This is a genomic window from Devosia rhodophyticola (assembly GCF_028816475.1).
GTDB classification, from domain to species: Bacteria; Pseudomonadota; Alphaproteobacteria; order Rhizobiales; family Devosiaceae; genus Devosia; species Devosia rhodophyticola.
The window spans coordinates 1,950,143-1,968,050 of sequence record NZ_CP118247.1 but is presented as its reverse complement, the minus strand read 5'-3'; the positions used below and the strand labels follow the sequence as shown (position 1 = coordinate 1,968,050).

Genomic DNA, 17,908 nt, shown 5'->3' with positions numbered 1-17,908 from the left:
CCAATTCAATGCGCACTGGCTGTTCGACCAAGACAGAGGGAAAACATGAAACTGAACAAGACACTATTGAGCGTAGCGACCGCCGCATCGGTCCTCGCCCTCGTCGTCCCGAGCGTTGCAGAGGACGTCACCATTGGCTTCATCGGCGGCTTTACCGGCCCGATCGAAAGCCTCACCCCACCCATTTTTGCTGGCGCTGAACTGGCAGTCAAGGAGGTCAACGAACAAGGCGGCATTCTTGGCGGCCAGCTGACCCTGGTATCGGCCGACGGTGCCTGCGACGCCACCACCGCAGCAGCAGCAGCCGACAAGGTTATCAATTCCGACAATGCGACCGCCATTGTTGGAGCGCTGTGCACCGGTGAAACCATCGGCGCCTTCAACGGCTCAGGCCTGTCGGGCAACGTCGTTTTCATCTCGCCAGCTTCCTCAGCACCAACCCTGACAACGCTCGATGACAACGATCTTGTCTATCGCACCACGCCTTCGGACGCGCTTCAGGGCGTCAAGATGGCCAGCCTTCTGCTCGAAAAAGGCATCGACGATATCGCGATTACCTATGTCAACAATGACTATGGCAAGGGTCTGGCCGACGCGCTTAGCGCTGCCTACACGGCTGGCGGTGGTACTGTTGCTGCCAGTGTCGCCCATGAAGATGGCAAGGCCGACTATCGTGCCGAACTGGGCAATCTGACCGCTTCGCAGAACCTCGTCATTCTGGCCTATGCCAACTCGTCGGGAAACACCATTCTGCGTCAGGCCGTCGAGAGCGGCAATTTCACCGCTTACATTGGTGGCGACGGCATGGTTGGTGACGACCTGCTCAAGGGCATCGACGCTGCCTCGGTTGAAGGCATGGTTGCTACCCGCGCCGGCGCGCCCGAAGGCACCGCCACGGACCTTTATACCAAGCTGGCAACCGACGCTGGAAACGACCCCAACAGCACCTACGCGCCTCAGGCCTACGATGCGGCGTTCCTTTTGGCGCTGGCCATCGAAAAGAATGGTTCGGGCTCACGCGATGGTCTTTCCGCCGCCCTGCGCGAAGTTGCCTCGGCCCCGGGTGAAAAAATCCTGCCAGGCGAATGGAGCAAGGCTGTCGAGCTGATCAAGGCCGGCACCGATATTGATTATGAGGGTGCCGGTGGCGCGCTGGACTTTGATGCGGCTGGCGACGTTGACGGCATCATCGTTCAACTCGATGTCGAAGGCGGCAAATTCGTCGAAAAAGGCCCGATCAACTAATCTGGCCAACCACAACAAATCAGAAGGCCCGGGAGCGATTCCGGGCCTTTTTCATTATTGATGTTTCTCGGCGCGGTTGGCATGGCCAGTACGCTGCCGGTCACAAAAAACTACTTCTCGCGATGCACCACTTCGGGGATCAACCCCCTTGGCGCGTAACGCAGCGCGATGGTAATCACGAGGCCCAGCACAAATACCCGCATCTGCGCTGAACGCGCCTCAATATCGGGAATATCATGCCAGCCAATGCTGGTGGACCAAAAGCTCAGGGTGTCAAAAACCGCTTTTGATAATGGTTCGGAGATGATCCAGATCATCCAGATCAATACCGCCCCAAATACCGCCCCCCAATTATTGCCAGCGCCGCCCACGATCACCATCACCCAGATAATAAAGGTATGGTTGATCGGCTGGTAACTGGTGGGATCGAAAATCTGGGTGAACGACACCAGAATGCCGCCACCAATACCCATCAGTACCGAGCCGAACACGAAAATTTCCAGCTGGCGGTTGGTAACGTTCTTGCCCATCGATGCCGCCGCGATGTGATTGTCGCGAATGGCGCGCATCATGCGCCCCCACGGCCCCGAATAGGCGCGCGAGATCAAGAAGAATGCAATGGCAAGCACCAGCAATGTCAGCACCAGATAGCCCGAACGCGCATAAAGTAGCGCCGTCAGGTTTTCCATGCCACCGCTCTGCAAATCCTGGGGCAGCGGCGTTGGCCAGGGGATGGGCGACACGGTCAACGTGCCGCGCGTCAGCCAGTCCATGTTCTTGATCAGCGCCCGGATGATCTCCGAAATACCGATAGTGGCAATAGCCAGATAGTCAGTGCGCAACCCAAGGCAAATCTTGCCAATGATATAGGCAACACCGGCGGCCAAAACCCCGCCGAACAGCCACCCGAACACCGGATTGATTCCGAGCCCGCCGACAAAGCCGGCATTGGCCTCGATATAGGCGGCCGCCGGATCAATCTGGCTGCGATAGGTACAATAGGCGACAAACCACACCAGCACCGTAAGGGCCACTTTCCAGCCACCCCTGATACCAATGCGATGCGACTGGCGCGCTGCCAACACCAGCCCCGCCCCGATGGCGAAAGCAATCAGCGCCCGTCCCAGCATCCACGGCCCGTCCGAGCCCCAGAAATCGGGATTGACCGGATAGGACATGAAGGTGACGGCAAAGCCGCCCAGCATCAGGAAACCCATGACGCCAAAATTGAACAGGCCGCCATAGCCCCACTGGATATTGAGCCCCAGTGCAATCAGGGAATAGGCCGCCGCTTCAACCAGGCGACTTGAGGTAAATGGCGCCCCCAATATCGAGCCGATCAAAAGGATCAGGACAAACAGGCCGAAAAACAGGGTGAGCGAGCGCCGGATCATGACGACGCTCCCTTAAAAATACCGGTCGGTCGCACCAGAAGCGTCACCACCAGAATGAGGAACGCCACCGTCAGCTTGTATTCCGTCGGCACCAGCGCCAGATTGCCGGGGATTGAAATCCAGTCGGGCAACACCGACTTGAGCGGCCGCAGCACGATGGACCAGTTGAACACCGAAATGGTTTCGGCAAAACCAATGAGGAACCCGCCCGCAATGGCGCCATAGGCCTGCCCCAGCCCACCAACGATGGCAGCCGCAAAGATTGGCAGGATGATATTGAACGCCAGATCCGGCTTCAGCGTTACATCGAGTGCCAGCATGGTGCCCGCCATACAGGCCAGCGCCCCGGCAATGATCCAGGTCACCCGCACCACCAGCGCGGTATTGATCCCCGAGACCTGCGCCAGATCGGCATTGTCCGCCATCGCCCGCATCGCCTTGCCCAGCCGCGACCGGGTCAGGAAGAAGTGCAGGGCCACCACGGCAATGATGGTGACCACGACCATGAGCAACTGAGGCTGGGTGATTACCAAGGGTCGGGTTGATCCCAGCCACGAGGTATCAATGCGATAGATGGCCTTTGATTCGTTCTCGAAAAAACTGTAGCTGCCGGTGCCGAAAAACAGCCGCACCAGCCCCTGCATCATCAGCGTCACGCCGATCGAGGCGATCAACAGCGTAACCGGCCGCGCCCCCGCTTGCGCAGCGGCGCATAAAAACCCTTGTCGATGCCCAATGCCAAAGCGGCGGCCAGCGCCATTGCAATCGGCAGCACCACAAAACCGGTGGGAATGGGCAGCGACACCCCCATTGAGGAAAACCAGAGCGCCAGCAAAAACGCGATGAACGCCCCCGACGTCATCAGCTCGGAATGGGCAAAATGAGCAAAGCGCAGGATGCCGAAAATCAGCGTGATACCGATGGCGCCCAGCGCATAGATTGAGCCTAGCACGGCGCCAGAAACCAGCACTTGATTGAGAAAAAATACGAACTCGGTCATGAAATCCTCAGCCCCCAAAAAGCTCTTGGCGACTTCCGGGTCGGCAATCAGTTCGGCACCGGTGCCGGTAAAACGGTTCTGCCCGTTGGCCAGAACAAATCCTTTTGACGCAAAGGCCAGCGCCTGTCGCGCGTTCTGCTCAACCATCAGGATGCCGACGCCTTCCTTGTTGACGCGCACAATGGTCTCGAATATCTCGATGACATAGCGCGGCGACAATCCAGCCGAAGGCTCGTCCAGCATCAATAGCTTTGGCTTGCTCATCAGCGCCCGACCCATCGCCACCATCTGACGTTGGCCGCCCGACAACTCGCCCGCCGGCTGCCGACGCTTTTCCTTGAGCGCGGGAAACATGTCGTAAACCCAGGCCATGGTGTCGCTGAATTCGTCGCGCCGCGTGAACGCCCCCATTTCGAGGTTTTCTTCAACGCTCATCGAAGTGAAAACGTTCTTTTCCTGGGGCACGAACGACAGCCCGCGCGGCACCAGTTTGTCAGGAAGCGAGTTGGCAACTTCCTCGCCATCAAAAACGATGCCGCCACCCGTAACTTTCAGCAGTCCAAAGATTGCCTTGAGCGTCGTTGATTTTCCGGCCCCGTTCGGCCCGACAATTACGCCAATATCGGAGCGTTCGATGGCCATGTCGATGCCATTGAGAATCGGTGCCCCACCATATCCACCGACCACGTGGCTCAATTCAATCAATGCCATTCCGGCACCCCCCGATACTGCGGATGCGGACGTCGCCAAATTATATTGTGCATCAGGCTTCCACCACCGGCGAACCGAAATAGGCTTCAACAATTGCTTCGTTGGCACGAATGTCACTCATCGGGCCCTCGGCGATTTTTTCGCCCTGCGCCATGACGATCACTGGGTCGCATAGCCGACCAATCAGATCCATATCGTGTTCGATGACAAAAAAAGTGTAGCCCAATTCGCGGTTCATGCGCTCGATATTGCCCGCCAGATCCTGCAGCAATGTCTTATTGACCCCCGCCGCCACTTCATCGAGCAGCACGATCTTGGCGTCGACCATCATGGTGCGGCCAAGCTCAAGCAACTTTTTCTGCCCACCCGACAGATTGCCCGCCAGCTCATTGCGGACATGGCCAAGTTTGAGAAAATCGATGACATCGAGCGCCTTTTTGCGCACTTCGGTTTCGCGCGATCCCGCCAGATGCGGGCGGAACCAGACATTGCTCAAGTGCTCACCCGGCTGGTCACCGGGCACCATCATCAGATTTTCGAGCGCCGTCATGTGGGAAAATTCGTGCGCGATCTGGAAAGTGCGCAACATGCCGGTGCGAAACAATTGATGCGGTGGCAAGCCGGTGACATCAACACCGTCAAACATGATCTGGCCATCATCCGGTACGATATTGCCGGCTACAATGTTGAACAAAGTCGATTTACCGGCCCCATTCGGGCCAATCAGACCCGTGATCGATCCCCGCGCCACTTGCAGGGAACAATCGTTGACCGCGGTCAACCCGCCAAATCGCTTGGTGACGTTTTTAACGTCAATGACTGCATCGAACGACAACCGGATCCCGTCCTGATTTCCTGAAAACAATCTGCCCCGGCCCTGGATTGTTCCGGGCCATTTTGCGGCATCTGTTCACAAGCAGGGGCGCTGGTCAACCGTGAGCCCCATTGCCCCCATTATCCTTGAGCGCGTTGAGCACCGCATCAGCCGTGATCTTGTTGCAGGCAAACAGCACATCATAAAGCGTAGCCAGCCGCGTCAACGCCTTGACGTCCACATCGTGAGGCTGGGCTGAAAGCGGATCGATCAGAAAAATCAGAACATCCAGTCGCCCCTCGGCGATCATCGCGCCCAATTGCTGATCGCCCCCGAGTGGCCCGCTCTTGAGCAGGGTGACGCTAAGTCCTGTCGCCGAGACAATGCGCGAGCCGGTCGTTCCGGTCGCGAACAGATCGTGTTGGCTCAGTTGGTCCTGATGGGTCTTGACCCATTTGGCCATATCGTCCTTACGGTCATCGTGGGCAACGAGGCCAATCTGCGCCATTTACGCTCCTCAAAGGTTGCAGCCTTCAACCATGAGACCGTCCGCGACGCAAGATGATCCGCAGGAAATCAGAATTCGGACCAATCGGGATCGATTGCCGTATTTCCCTGCGTGCTGAACTGGGGCGCACGGGTCGGTTGCTGCCGGGTCTGACCCGGTGTTTCGGTCACGACCGCAGCTTCCAGCTTGAAGACATCAACAATCGTATCGAGTTCAACCGCCTGAGTCTCCGTCTGTTCGATGGCCGCATTTGTCTGCTCGACCAGTGCAGCATTATGCTGGGTCATCTCATCCATCTGCCGCACGGCGATATTGATCTCTTCAATCGAAGAGGCCTGCTCGCGGCTGGCGACGGCAATCCCTTCGATCAGAGCTGTATTTTCCTGAACCGCGTCGAGCATATTGAGCAATTTGCTGGCCGCGTCAGCGACCAGTTTCGAGCCGCCCTCGACTTCGTTTGCACTCTGCTCAATTAGAACTTTTACATCAGCCGACGCGCTGGCCGCCGATTGCGCCAAACGACGAACCTCGACGGCAACGACCGCAAATCCCTTACCCGCATCGCCCGCCCGCGCCGCCTCAACCGACGCATTGAGCGCCAGCAGATTGGTTTGAAAGGCGATGTCGTCGATCATGCCAATGATGTTGGAAATCTTGCCCGACGAAACGGTGATCCGCTCCATGGCTGCATTGGCTTCCCGCATGACCTCGCCCCCATCGGCGGCGCTTTGGCTGACGGAGCGCGTCTTGGCGCTGGCCGCATCTGCTGCCTTCGCGTTTTCATTGACGGTAACCTCGAGCTGCTCCATCGTTGCCGAGGTTTCCTCAATCGTTGCCGCCTGTCGCGTCGTGCGCTCGGATAGATCATTGGCACCCGCCAATATTTCTCCGGTAGCGGTTTTAAGGGAGCGCGAGGTGTTTTTGAGCCGCGTTACTATATCGGAAAACCGCTCCAACGTCTGATTATAGGCCAGCCGCAGTTGCTCATACTCGCCGCTGAAACTGGTGTCGATCCGGCCCAAGAGATCCCCGTCTGCCAGCCGCACCAGACTGTTACGCAACTGGGCAATGATGCCCTCGGCAACTTTTCGCTCGGTGATGTCGGTCGCAAATTTGACCACCTTGAACGGCTTGCCCTTGGCATCAAGCACCGGATTATACGAAGCCTGAATCCAGACTTCTCGCCCGCCTTTGCCAATGCGCCTGTATTCAGCTGCGAGAAATTCACCCTCGCGCAACCGCTGCCAGAACCGCTCATATTCTGCGCTGCCTGCAAATTCACGCTCCACAAACATGCGGTGATGACGACCAACGATCTCATCAAGGCCGTAGCCGAGAACGGAGAGGAAATTTTCATTGGCACTGCGAATGGTGCCGTCCAACTCAAATTCGATAACCGCCTGCGCCCGAGAAATTGCCGCAATCTGGCCGGCATGATCTGCGGCCTGATTTTTTGCCTCGGTAATATCAGTTGCAAATTTTATGACGCCGACCGGCTTGCCGCGGCCATCCAGCAGCGGGTTGTAGCTCGCCTGCAACCAGATCAACTCGCCCGCCTTGTTCAGGCGTCCATACTCAGCCGTCTCGAACTCGCCCCGGCCCAGTTTTTGCCAGAACGCGGCATATTCGCTCGACTGCGCGTGCGATGGCGCAACAAATATCCGGTGATGCTGGCCAACAATTTCGTCGAGCCGATACCCCATTGTGTCGAGAAAATTCTGGTTGGCATCAACGATGGTGCCATCGAGGCCGAACTCGATAGTAGCGTGCGATCGATTGATCGCATCAATTTTGCTGCGTTCGTTTAAACGTCGGTTGGACGAGAAAAGCGCCATTATGGCCATGCTCCTTATGGGTCCCATCGCCAGTGCGCGGGGTCGGGTGTGGGACGTTCTGAGCAAGCTTAAATTGCGCTGGTTTCTCCTCAATTGATTGGGAAGTAGGTATATTCCGGTAACGACTGGCCAACCCCGTCTAGAACTCGTTCCAATCGTCAGAAATCGCTGCATTTCCCTGGCTCATGTAAGTCCGGGATGCCGATTGCAATTTGTGGACCTCAGGCCGCCCGGCAGGCGGCTGTTGCCATGCTGGCTCCTGTTCCTGATGGACCACAAAAACGTCGACCACGCCATCCAGATCACGCGCCTGCGCTTCAGTTTGTTCTATCGCCGCGTTGGTCTGCTCAACCAGTGCGGCATTGTGCTGGGTCATTTCATCCATTTGCCGCACGGCAATATTGACCTCTTCGATAGCAGCCGCCTGCTCACGACTATCGCGCGCCATGGCTTCCATGAGCGCGCCGTTTGCCCGCGCACTTTCCAGCATCGCGCTCAGCCGCGCCGCAGCGCTGGCCACCAGCTTGCTGCCGCCGCTGACCTCGGTTGAGCTTTGTTCAATCAACTGCTTGATGTCCGAAGAGGCACTGGCCGCCGACTGCGCCAGCCGCCGCACTTCAACGGCAACAACGGCAAACCCCTTACCGGCATCCCCCGCCCGCGCGGCCTCAACCGAGGCATTGAGCGCCAACAGATTGGTCTGGAACGCAATGTCGTCGATCAGCCCGACGATACTCGAAATCTTGGTCGAAGACGTGGTGATGCGGTCCATGGCCTCATTGGCCTGCCCCATAACAACGCCGCCCTCCTCAGCTGCAACAATAACTTCACAAGCATTGTTGGACGCATCCCTGGTGCGCTCGGCGTTCTGCGTAACCGTGCTGGCCAGTTGTTCCATGGCCGCCGAGGTTTCCTCGATGGTCGCCGCCTGCTTGGTCGTGCGCTCTGAAAGATCGTTGGTGCCCGACAGGATCTCGCCGGTCGCGGTGCGCAGCGCTCGCGACGTCTGGCGCAGTTGCAATACCACCGAACCCAACTTGTCTCCCACCGCGTTGATGTCGGCTTTTAGCCGGGCAAAGGCGCCCTGATAGTCGCCATCCATGCGCTTGGTCAGATCAGTATTGGCCAGGGCAGCGAGTACAATACCAGTATCGCCAAGGCCCCGATCAACCGTCTCGACCAGGCTATTGACGCTGGTTGCCAATCCGTTCAGTTCGGGATCGGCGAACTCAGTACCGACGCGCTTGGTAAAATCGCCCGCCACCGCCGCATCGACCACCTCGCCAAATGCGGCGCGCAGGGCCTGCATCATTTGCGCGCGTTCAGAATTGCGACGAACCGAGGCCGACCGCTCATCCTCATTCATCTCGCGAATTTTGAGCCCATTCTCCCGGAAAACTTCAACCGCGCGAGCCATGTCGCCAATTTCATTGCCGCCCTTGGTGTATGGCACTTCGGTCGCATAGTCCCCGGCCGAAATTTCCGTCATGACCCTGGCCAACTTTGGCACCGGAGCCATCATCAGGCGCGACAATGCCAACCCGACAATCCCCAGAATGGCTGTTGCCATCGCGCCCCAGAGCGCCGTTAAACGAAGCGTATCAAATATCACCGCTTCCGCTCGAGCCTTGTCCAACCCGACATAGATAATGCCGCGCTCCTTGCCGGACGAGATCAGCGATGGGCTGATAAGCGGTGAAATAATTTTCACCCTCAATATTGGCTTGACCACGATAGGGCAGGCCGGCCGTAATCGAAGCGAAGGCCGGGTCAGTTTCGTCGAGCGGCATGCCGACCAATCGCTTGCCGTCTGCGTCACGCAGGGTAGTGCTAAGCGCTTCAAATCGCTGAGCCTCATCGTTCCAGGTATAAAGCGTCGCAGATTCACCAGTGATCCGGACAATTGAATCGACCAGGTCGTTGTTGAGAAATTGGCGCGGCATGACCCAGGTCTTGATCCCGTCCAGAGAGCCGTCATCATTCCAGCTAACGGTGGCGCCGGGCAGCAGGCTATTCAAAACAGTGGCCGCGGTCTTGAGGTTTGAAGTTTGTTGGGTCTGGGCAGACTCGCGCGCCGACTCACTCAAGGTGACATATATCGCCGCCGAAATGGCGGCCGCCGACACCACTGTCGCCGAAATGACCAAAACAGCAATCGTTGTGGTCAGTTTGATATTACCGAATGCGTTTCTAATCCGCTCAAACATACTCATCCCCCATTTGCGACACGCCATGACGCGGGTTCGCCCGTAGGCACAAATACCAAAGCCTGCTTAATTGAGCGTTTACTGCGACCCAACTGAAAAAAGTGATTGATGATCCGCGCGCCAACCATGCGCTATGGCGGAACGCTTAAGTCAGGGCGCCGATGACGGCCTCTATGCGCCGCCGCATCGTTGAGGCGTCATAAGGTTTGACGATGTAATTGTTGACACCAAACGTAATGGCTTCCTTGACCTGCTCTTTATCGGAGCGCCCCGTCGCCATGATGAACGGCACAGCCGTTGTTCGAGGATGCTTGCGCACGACCTTGAGCAGGGTCAGCCCGTCGATGTCGTCCATGTTCCAGTCGGAAATGATCAGATCGACACTGGCTTTTTCGAGCTTACCCAGCGCATCGCGCCCGCTTCGTGCCTCAACGATTTCCTTGAACCCCAACTGAGTCAGAATATATTTGCAAATACCACGCATGGACTGCTGATCATCAACGATCATGACGCTCACAGCGCTGGCTTTTGGCATTAACGTGTTCACCCGTTCAGAAAGCCGGATCTGTCCGGACTTATCCAACGAACCTAAGCCCCAACCGTTACGAATCCATCAATCGAACCCTTTGCGTTGCCACGCACCGGGCAACAGGTTTTCAACTCTTGCCGTTCCCACTCAATCAGGGTGCCGACCTGGCCCGGCCAAGAGCGTTTGCCAACCGCAACGCAATTTCGTCAAGCGGGGCCTGCTCAACCACGGCTCCCTCTTCGAAGGCAACTTTGGGCATCCCGTAAACCAGGGCCGACGCCCGGCTTTGACCAATTGTGTGGGCGCCCGCGTCCCGCATCTGCCCGAGGCCACGCGCGCCGTCCCGGCCCATTCCGGTCAGGATGATGCCGATCCCGGCCGCACCAACAGTTTGCGCCACTGACCCAAACAACACATCGACGCTGGGTCGGTGCCCGCTTTCCTGATCTTTTTGATCCAGGCGGCATTTGAGCTGGCCCGAACGGCGCTCAATCCGCAAATGATAGTCGCCGCGTGCAACGTAAGCATTGCCTGTCTGAACCACCATACCATCTTCGGCTTCAACCACATTGATGGCGCAAAGACTATCGAGCCGTGCAGCAAACCGACTGGTAAAGCCCGCCGGCATGTGCTGGGCAATGGCAATCGGGGGGCAATCAACTGGCAGGGCACTGAGGACGGCACGCACTGCTTCAACACCCCCGGTTGAGGCACCAATGGCGATCAAGGCTCCAGCGGGCCCCGCTGCCGTACGGACCGCAACCTTGGGCGCATCCACCCGTTGCGCGCGACCCCGAACATCGGAGGTAGCAGCGGCGCGAATCTTTTCACGCAGCCCCGCTCCGAAAGTTTCAAGACCTCCATCCAACCCCACACCGGGTTTGGCAACAAAATCCACAGCGCCCAATTCAAGCGCCAGCAATGTTTCACTGGCACCCTTGGTCGTCAGCGTTGAAACCATCACCACCGGCGTCGGCCGCAGTCGCATCAACCGATCCAGAAACTGCAGCCCGTTCATATTGGGCATTTCAATATCGAGCGTGATCACGTCGGGATTGAGCGTCTTGACCTTTGCACGCGCATCAATCGGATCAAGCGCCGTCCCCACGACTTCGATATCACCCTCGTTAACCAGCATCCGCGTCAACACACCCCGGATCAGAGCAGAATCATCGACTACCAGCACCTTGATCGTCATGCGGCTTCCACCCGTCCCAGTCCGGTCTTGCACTGATAGATGGTCTTGCCGACCAGTTTGAAGTCGCGTGACCCGCTGCCGATATTTTCCGAGTGACCGATGTAGAGAAAAGCGCCGCGTGCCAATAGGTGGGAGAACCGCGTAAACACTTCGCGTTGCGTAGCCTTGTCAAAATAAATCGCGACATTCCGGCAGAAGATCGCGTCAAATGGCCCCTTCATCGGCCATTGTGTCATCAAGTTGAGAGGCTTGAAGGCCACCAGTTCCTGCACTTCGCGCCGGACGCGAACTGTACTGCCTGCCGAGTGCTCCAACAGTCGGGCACGCTCGGGCGCCAGCCCTGACAATTCTCCGTCGGGATAGATGCCCGTTGCGGCCTTGGCCAGAACCGCAGTGTCAATGTCGGTAGCCAGTATTTTGAAATTCCAGCGGCGCAATTCCGGAAAGGCTGAAATCAACGACATCGCGATACTGTAGGGCTCCTGGCCGGTCGAACAGCCAGCAGACCAGATTCGCAGCCGGGTGCCGCGCGGACGCGTTTCAATCAATTTCTCAACATGGGCACACAAATGTTCAAAATGGTGCTCTTCGCGATAGAACCGCGTCAGGTTGGTGGTCAGCGCATTGATGAAGTCCTGACGCGCCGCGCCGTTCGCATTACGCTCCAGAAAATCGAGATAGTCGGCAAAACTGACCATGCCGAGGGTGCGAACAATCTTGGAAAGTCGCGAAATGACCAATGTCCGTTTCGCATCGCTCAGGGAAATCCCCGCCTCGGCCCGCACACGGGCCTTGATCCTCTCAAATTCGATGTCGTTGAGAGTGAACTCGACCTGTTCCATTCAATGCCATCCAAACTGCGCAACACGCCAGAAATTCTAGGAGGCGCGCCGCAGAACTGGTGCACGCGCCGAGGTGGAACCCTGATTAACTGGCCCCAGCCGGGCCTCGATCTGAGCAAGAGACTGCCCATCCTCGCTCAAATTGCGCGCAATACTGCCCGCCTCATTGCTTATGTTGCGTAAACGCTTTTCAAGATCGACAGTCATTTGCTGCAATGACGTCGATTCTTTAACACCGGCAGTCATATTGGCGCGCCCACGGTCGACCACCGCCCTGATGTCCTTGGCGGAACGATTGGTGAGCTGTGCCAGCATGCGCACTTCTTCGGCAACCACGGCAAATCCGGCACCCTTCTCCCCGGCCCGGGCCGCCTCGACCGCAGCATTGAGCGCCAGCAAGTTGGTGCGGAAGGAAACTTCTTCAATGGCCGCAACGAGTTTGCCGACCTCTAGCGTCATGATGTCGAGATCGCCGACAACAACCTGGGTCCGGCGCGCGCTAAGATCGACCTCGCCCGCCAGATCTGCCGCGTCCTGTCCCATCGCGCTCAGTTGCGCGGCGCTGGCCACGCCGCCCACTACCCGGTCGCGTATGCCGTTGACCCCTCGGCGTGCGCCCAACGCCATGTCACGCATACGGTCGGCCTGGGCCTCAAAATCGGCAACCAGTTCCGCAATCGCTGAAAGCTTGCGCTCCACCGCCAGCCGCAAGACCTGTTGCTGATCCCGTTCGCCCTCTATGCCCATGATTTTTGCCCTGACAGCATCGACCTGCCGCGTCAGACCGGTAACGTTGGCAGACGCCATATGGCCGGCAAGTTCGTCCAGTGCCCGCACGCTTTCGTCAATCGCCTCAATGCCCAGGTTGAGCGCGGCAAGGCCCGGATTGAACCGGGCAACATCATCCTCAAATCGAAAGCCGGTTTGCCCACCTGCCAGCGCCGAAGCAAAGGCATCCAGATCATCATCTTCGATGAACTGACCCGCCGGAGAAAATTCCAGAATGTAACGACCCACACCAATGGCCCGGCGGCTCACTTCAAATCGCCGTCCGCCCAACAGAATCAGTGACTGCTCGGCGCTTCCTCCACCTGTTTCGAGATAACCCGCCCCAAAGACAGCATCGAGAGTTTCCCCTTCCACCTTGCCCTTGACCAGGGCTGCCGCCCCCCGGCTTGCCGCTTCAATTGTCCCACTTTCGGTGACCAGCAGCACGGGTTGCCCGATCGCCTCAAGGCCGGCTTTGAAATGGTGTGCCCGCTCCAGCCGGGTGCCCATTCGAGCCACAATGTCACGAATGGAAAACCTTTCGTCCGCGACCTCGGTCAAGCCCGCAGCCCGCGCGATTGCCGCCAGTGTATTTCGATGCCCGCGCTGGTGCATGATTGCCGCCAGCAGCGACAGAACCACCGCCAGACCGAAGAGCGCTCCAATGGCCACGATGATCTCGGCGCTTGAGCCAAATGCCAGCAGCAACCCGGCTGCCGCAGCGATTGCAACCAGCCACAGGCAGCACCCGACCAACGCTAGGCGCAAATATTGCATACCGGTAAACGTCCGCCGCTCAAAAGGAGTTAATGTCCATGATTGGCACACTAAGCCAGCAATGGTTAACCAACTCTATAGTTTGCTTGACCTTGCTAACACTTTGATAAGGCCTGCTACGCCGCTCCACCCCTGCCAAGGGCGCAGGCACTTCAAAACGACATTTCTCAGAACAATTCGATGTCGGGCAAAGCCTGTTTACCCCCATGCTTGCTCCGGGCGTCCACCAGCTCCTGGGTGGCGATCAACATGCCCGCCGCGCTATCGAGCCGCTTGACGAATACGCGTCCTGACGCCGGTTTGAACAGGACCCGCCGGGCAAAATTGCCCCCCAGATCGTGGCCGGCAATGTCGTATCCCTCGGCCCGCAGGAACCCGCGCACGAAGTCAATGTTCTTGCCACCCACATCATCAAGCGCTGTATTTATGCGGCCGCCGCCAAAAATCTTGATTTCGAGATTGGCTTTGTCGCCTGTCCCCAAGCTCAGAACACGATTGATCAACCGCTCCATCGCAAACGCCCCATACCGCGCCGAAGCGCCGAATTTCTCTCGGGCAGATCCCGGTTGTTCGGCCAAAAGGAAATGGTTCATCCCCCCAACCCTGGCAACCGCGTCGTGCACACAGGCTGAAACGCAGGATCCCAACACCGTCGACAAGGTCACCGCGGTCTGGTCAGAGACACGATAGTCGCCCTGATGGATGGTCGTCACAACGCTTCGGTCGAATTCGGCGGGAAGAGTTTGCCTCAAGGCCATTTACGTTTGAATTCCATCAGTGTGTACCAAAGCCTAGTGCCAACCGGTTATTGAATTGCTAACCAATCCATAAGGGCTTTGCCCGCATGGATTTTTCGGCAAGAACCACTTCAGACTTCTACGATATGATAGACACCACAGGTGAGGAATTGGTCCCAATGGCGATGCAGCGGCTGGCAACTGAACTGGAGGAAACCGCGCGGCAGACAGCCGTGCTGGTCGATGGTATCAATCAGGCACTGCAGATTCTTGCCGAAACGGGTGTCGATCCCGAATCCGCACGCCAGCGCGCCATGACCCAGATTGTCAAAACCCTTCAGGACCAGGATCGCATCGAGCAGCGCTGTCGCGGGCTAGCGTCAGTTGTGCGGCAGTTGGATGGGATAAATGCTGCCCAGCCTCGAGATATCGACGCCATTTGGGCAGGCCTGACCCTGGACGAATTACGCCTGCCGGCCCTTTCGGGCATCGCAGCGCACCTCAAATCGGGCGAAGCTGAACTGTTCTAGCGGCGTGCACCTCTGATGCAGCGATCAGGCGTCGGCCCTGGCGCTTGAAACCACCGCGAGCAAGTCAATCAGCCCCACCATCCGGCCCTCATGGGTGACAATGCCATTGAGCAATTCGGTATCGATGGAATTGCCTTCCGGCACATTGTGAATGTCATCGCGCGAAACGGTCAGAATATCGCTGACGGCATCCACCAGAATGCCCACCCACTTGTTCCCAACGGACATCACAACAACCACGTGATTTTTTGTCGGCGTCGTCTTGCCATCGCCAAATCGAGCTCTCAGATCAAAGATCGGCACAATGGTGCCGCGCAGATTAATGACCCCGCGAACATAGTCGCGTGTATTGGGCAGAGGCGTCGCTCCATTCCACGCGCGGATCTCCCGCACCGTGGTGATTTCGACACCATAGGTCTGCTCGCCGATTGAAAAAGCGATCAGTTGCAGGGCGTTTTGCGCCGCAATAGCTGATTGGTCGACCGCATCGTCACGCATATCTAGCGCTTCCATCATTTGCCTTTCCGCGCCTTGTCAGGCCGCTGTCCTGTGCGGATCACTCGCCTTGAGCCCTTGCACATCCACAATCAGGGCAACATTGCCATCACCAAGGATTGTGCCTCCCGCGATGCCCTCAACGCGTTCGAAATTTTCTTCAAGAGATTTGATGACCACTTGCTGCTGCCCCATGATGTCGTCAACGATCAGCGCAATCTTGTGGGACCCCTCGGCTTCACAAAGCACCAGGAACCGGCTTTCCGCATCTCGTGCGCCATCAAGCTCAAAACGCTCTGCAAGGTCGATCACCTGGACATATTCCCCGCGAACGTGCAGCACCTGCCCGCCGCTCGGCACCCGCGAAAATGCTGCGCGACTGCATTGAATCGTTTCGACGATGGAGGATAGCGGCACCACATAGCGGCTCTGGCCCACCTGAACCAACATCACATCCAGTACCGCAAGGGTAAGCGGCAAACGCAGGGTCATGCGCGTTCCACGACCCGGCCTTGAGCGCACATTTACCGAACCACCGATCTTGCGGATATTGGACAGGACGACATCCATACCGACCCCTCGACCCGAGATGTCGCTAACGGCCTCAGCTGTCGAAAAGCCGGGAGCAAAAATCAACTGGTCGATCTGCTCGTCGGTGGGGTCTGCATCGGGCGCCACAACGCCTCGGGAACGCGCCACCTGCAGCACCCGCTCGCGATTGATCCCTGCCCCGTCGTCCTCAATAGTGATCAGAATATTGCCGCCGGCTTGCTCGGCCCCCAGTCGAATCGTACCAGCTTCAGGCTTTCCTGCCGCCAGCCGCACCGCACCGCTTTCAATGCCATGGTCGGCCGAATTGCGGATCATATGGGTAAGTGGATCGGACAATTGCTCGATCACCGTCTTGTCGATTTCCGTGGCTTCGCCGACCATTTCGAGCTTGATCGTCTTGCCGGTCTTAAGGCCAAGCTCCCGCACCAGCCGCGGCATGCGCGAAAACACCGATTTGACCGGCTGCGCCCGGATCGCCATCACCGAGTCCTGCAATCCCCGTGTCGTCTGCGCCAAAACCTCGAGCCCGCGAACCAGTTCGGTATATTGCGTGCGCAGCGTTTCATCCATCTGCTGGGTCAACATCGATTGGGTGATGACCAATTCGCCCACCATATTGACGACCCGATCTACCTTTTCGAGATCAACACGGATGGACTGCACGCCAACCGCCCGTCGGTCGCCTTCATCAGCCAACTCGACAATCGGTTTAGCACTCGTCGGCTCAGGAATACCAGCTTCCGGCCCGGCCGCAATCGCCTCTTGGGGTATGCTCGCGCCCACCGTCTCTTGGCCAACCAGAGGTGCCTCGCGCAGGTCATCCGGTTCGCCAAACTCAATCATCGCGCCGATTTCGTCGTCGCTGAGCATCAGGAAATCATTGATATTTGGGTCCAGTACGTCGGTGGCCGATATGGCAACCTGCACCGTTACGTCATTTTCCCCCGTCCCCGTCTGCTCGCCCAGACGAACCACCGATATATCGCAATCGCCTTCAACGAATTCAAAAACTTCGCGGATCATAGCTTCAGTGAGGTCAGGCGAAACCAGGGAAATCGTCCACAGGCAATAGACTCCAAACGGTTCGAAATCGGCCAGAGGCGGTAAATCAAGCATTTGGGCCTGCACACTCATATGCCCAAGCGCCGCGAGTTCGCGGAACAACAGCAAGGGGTCGTTAGCACGCGCGTAAAGCGCCGCGTGCGGCCGGAAGCTAATTTCCCATTGCCCATCAAGATCGGTTGAAGGTGCATCGGCGAACTGATCGGTATGAACCTCGATCTTGGTTTCGGCTTCGTCCTTACCCAGATCAACCGCAATGGGCGTAAAATCGAAGTCGAAATCATCAAGTTCGCCGTCGATCGCCTGCCCTTCTGCCAACGCCGCCATCTGGAGTTTTTCTGCCAGACCATGTTCAGCGGCCAGCGGTGCGTCGCTGCGCGCCGCTCCAACAAAATCGGCGAGCAGATCGTTGGCACGAATGCACAACGTCACCACGTCGTCGCTCATGGATACGCGCCCGTCGCGAACCTGATCCATCAGGGTTTCGTAGCCGTGCGCAAATTCGACCAGCGCGCTGAAACCGAAGGCGCCTGCGCCTCCTTTTATCGAGTGCACAGCCCGAAATGCCGCGTTGATCCGCGCGCTATCGCGATCGCCCAGCTCGATAACTGCAAAAATCTCTTCGAGCTCGCCCAGAAGCTCCGAGCACTCGTCGAAATAGGTGACTTTGAATTCGTCCAGATCACTCATGAGCGGCGCACGCG

17 protein-coding genes and 1 pseudogene are annotated in these 17,908 nt (G+C 57.8%); 2 read left to right on the top strand and 16 right to left on the bottom strand.

Features of this window, described 5'->3' with window-relative positions; genetic code table 11:
• The first annotated feature begins 45 nt into the window (after positions 1–45).
• On the top strand, positions 46–1,245 hold the full coding sequence (locus PSQ90_RS09655) for an ABC transporter substrate-binding protein (protein WP_282210117.1): 1,200 nt from the start codon (positions 46–48) through the stop codon (positions 1,243–1,245).
• Positions 1,246–1,355: 110 nt separating this feature from the next.
• On the opposite strand, the gene PSQ90_RS09650 is transcribed toward PSQ90_RS09655, so the two are convergent.
• The 14 genes and pseudogenes from PSQ90_RS09650 to PSQ90_RS09585 all read right to left on the bottom strand — a co-directional run bounded on the left by PSQ90_RS09650 (position 1,356) and on the right by PSQ90_RS09585 (position 14,586).
• Complete coding sequence (locus PSQ90_RS09650) at positions 1,356–2,639, bottom strand: branched-chain amino acid ABC transporter permease (RefSeq protein WP_282210116.1); 1,284 nt, start codon at positions 2,637–2,639, stop codon at positions 1,356–1,358.
• Positions 2,636–3,313: a branched-chain amino acid ABC transporter permease gene (locus tag PSQ90_RS09645; protein ID WP_282210115.1), complete on the bottom strand. Its 678-nt coding sequence runs from the start codon at positions 3,311–3,313 to the stop codon at positions 2,636–2,638. The genes PSQ90_RS09650 and PSQ90_RS09645 overlap by 4 nt, the downstream gene beginning before the upstream one ends.
• Complete coding sequence (locus PSQ90_RS09640) at positions 3,310–3,639, bottom strand: ABC transporter permease subunit (RefSeq protein ID WP_282213024.1); 330 nt, start codon at positions 3,637–3,639, stop codon at positions 3,310–3,312. Before PSQ90_RS09640 ends, PSQ90_RS09645 begins: the two co-directional genes overlap by 4 nt.
• 12 nt (positions 3,640–3,651) lie before the next feature.
• A pseudogene (locus PSQ90_RS09635) lies at positions 3,652–4,350 on the bottom strand (ABC transporter ATP-binding protein); the annotation flags it as partial.
• 52 nt (positions 4,351–4,402) lie between these two features.
• Complete coding sequence (locus PSQ90_RS09630; protein ID WP_282210114.1) at positions 4,403–5,185, bottom strand: ABC transporter ATP-binding protein; 783 nt, start codon at positions 5,183–5,185, stop codon at positions 4,403–4,405.
• Between the two features lie 94 nt (positions 5,186–5,279).
• Complete coding sequence (locus PSQ90_RS09625; protein WP_282210113.1) at positions 5,280–5,672, bottom strand: methylglyoxal synthase; 393 nt, start codon at positions 5,670–5,672, stop codon at positions 5,280–5,282.
• 68 nt (positions 5,673–5,740) lie between these two features.
• The gene (locus PSQ90_RS09620; protein ID WP_282210112.1) at positions 5,741–7,507 is read right to left on the bottom strand and encodes a methyl-accepting chemotaxis protein; all 1,767 of its coding nucleotides are present in this window, start codon (positions 7,505–7,507) and stop codon (positions 5,741–5,743) included.
• 139 nt (positions 7,508–7,646) lie between these two features.
• Positions 7,647–9,218, bottom strand: coding sequence for a methyl-accepting chemotaxis protein (locus PSQ90_RS09615; RefSeq protein ID WP_282210111.1), 1,572 nt, complete (start codon positions 9,216–9,218; stop codon positions 7,647–7,649).
• Positions 9,109–9,714, bottom strand: a complete 606-nt coding sequence (locus PSQ90_RS09610; protein ID WP_282210110.1) for a Cache 3/Cache 2 fusion domain-containing protein — start codon at positions 9,712–9,714, stop codon at positions 9,109–9,111. The genes PSQ90_RS09615 and PSQ90_RS09610 overlap by 110 nt, the downstream gene beginning before the upstream one ends.
• A gap of 145 nt (positions 9,715–9,859) precedes the next feature.
• Positions 9,860–10,249 (bottom strand): response regulator, encoded by a 390-nt coding sequence (locus tag PSQ90_RS09605; protein WP_282210109.1) that lies wholly within the window; start codon positions 10,247–10,249, stop codon positions 9,860–9,862.
• A 145-nt stretch (positions 10,250–10,394) separates the two neighbouring features.
• Positions 10,395–11,441: a protein-glutamate methylesterase/protein-glutamine glutaminase gene (locus PSQ90_RS09600; RefSeq protein ID WP_282210108.1), complete on the bottom strand. Its 1,047-nt coding sequence runs from the start codon at positions 11,439–11,441 to the stop codon at positions 10,395–10,397.
• Positions 11,438–12,283 (bottom strand): CheR family methyltransferase, encoded by an 846-nt coding sequence (locus PSQ90_RS09595; RefSeq protein WP_282210107.1) that lies wholly within the window; start codon positions 12,281–12,283, stop codon positions 11,438–11,440. The genes PSQ90_RS09600 and PSQ90_RS09595 overlap by 4 nt, the downstream gene beginning before the upstream one ends.
• Positions 12,284–12,319: 36 nt before the next feature.
• Positions 12,320–13,828, bottom strand: a complete 1,509-nt coding sequence (locus PSQ90_RS09590; RefSeq protein WP_282210106.1) for a methyl-accepting chemotaxis protein — start codon at positions 13,826–13,828, stop codon at positions 12,320–12,322.
• A gap of 167 nt (positions 13,829–13,995) precedes the next feature.
• Complete coding sequence (locus tag PSQ90_RS09585; protein WP_282210105.1) at positions 13,996–14,586, bottom strand: chemotaxis protein CheD; 591 nt, start codon at positions 14,584–14,586, stop codon at positions 13,996–13,998.
• 158 nt (positions 14,587–14,744) lie between these two features.
• Between PSQ90_RS09585 and PSQ90_RS09580 the strand changes: the two genes are divergently transcribed.
• On the top strand, positions 14,745–15,095 hold the full coding sequence (locus PSQ90_RS09580; protein ID WP_282210104.1) for a hypothetical protein: 351 nt from the start codon (positions 14,745–14,747) through the stop codon (positions 15,093–15,095).
• A gap of 24 nt (positions 15,096–15,119) precedes the next feature.
• Here the strand turns inward: PSQ90_RS09580 and PSQ90_RS09575 are convergent, their stop codons facing one another.
• Entirely contained in the window at positions 15,120–15,611 is a 492-nt protein-coding gene (locus tag PSQ90_RS09575) for a chemotaxis protein CheW (protein WP_282210103.1), read from the bottom strand.
• A gap of 18 nt (positions 15,612–15,629) precedes the next feature.
• The gene (locus tag PSQ90_RS09570) at positions 15,630–17,894 is read right to left on the bottom strand and encodes a chemotaxis protein CheA (protein WP_282210102.1); all 2,265 of its coding nucleotides are present in this window, start codon (positions 17,892–17,894) and stop codon (positions 15,630–15,632) included.
• Positions 17,895–17,908: the final 14 nt, after the last annotated feature.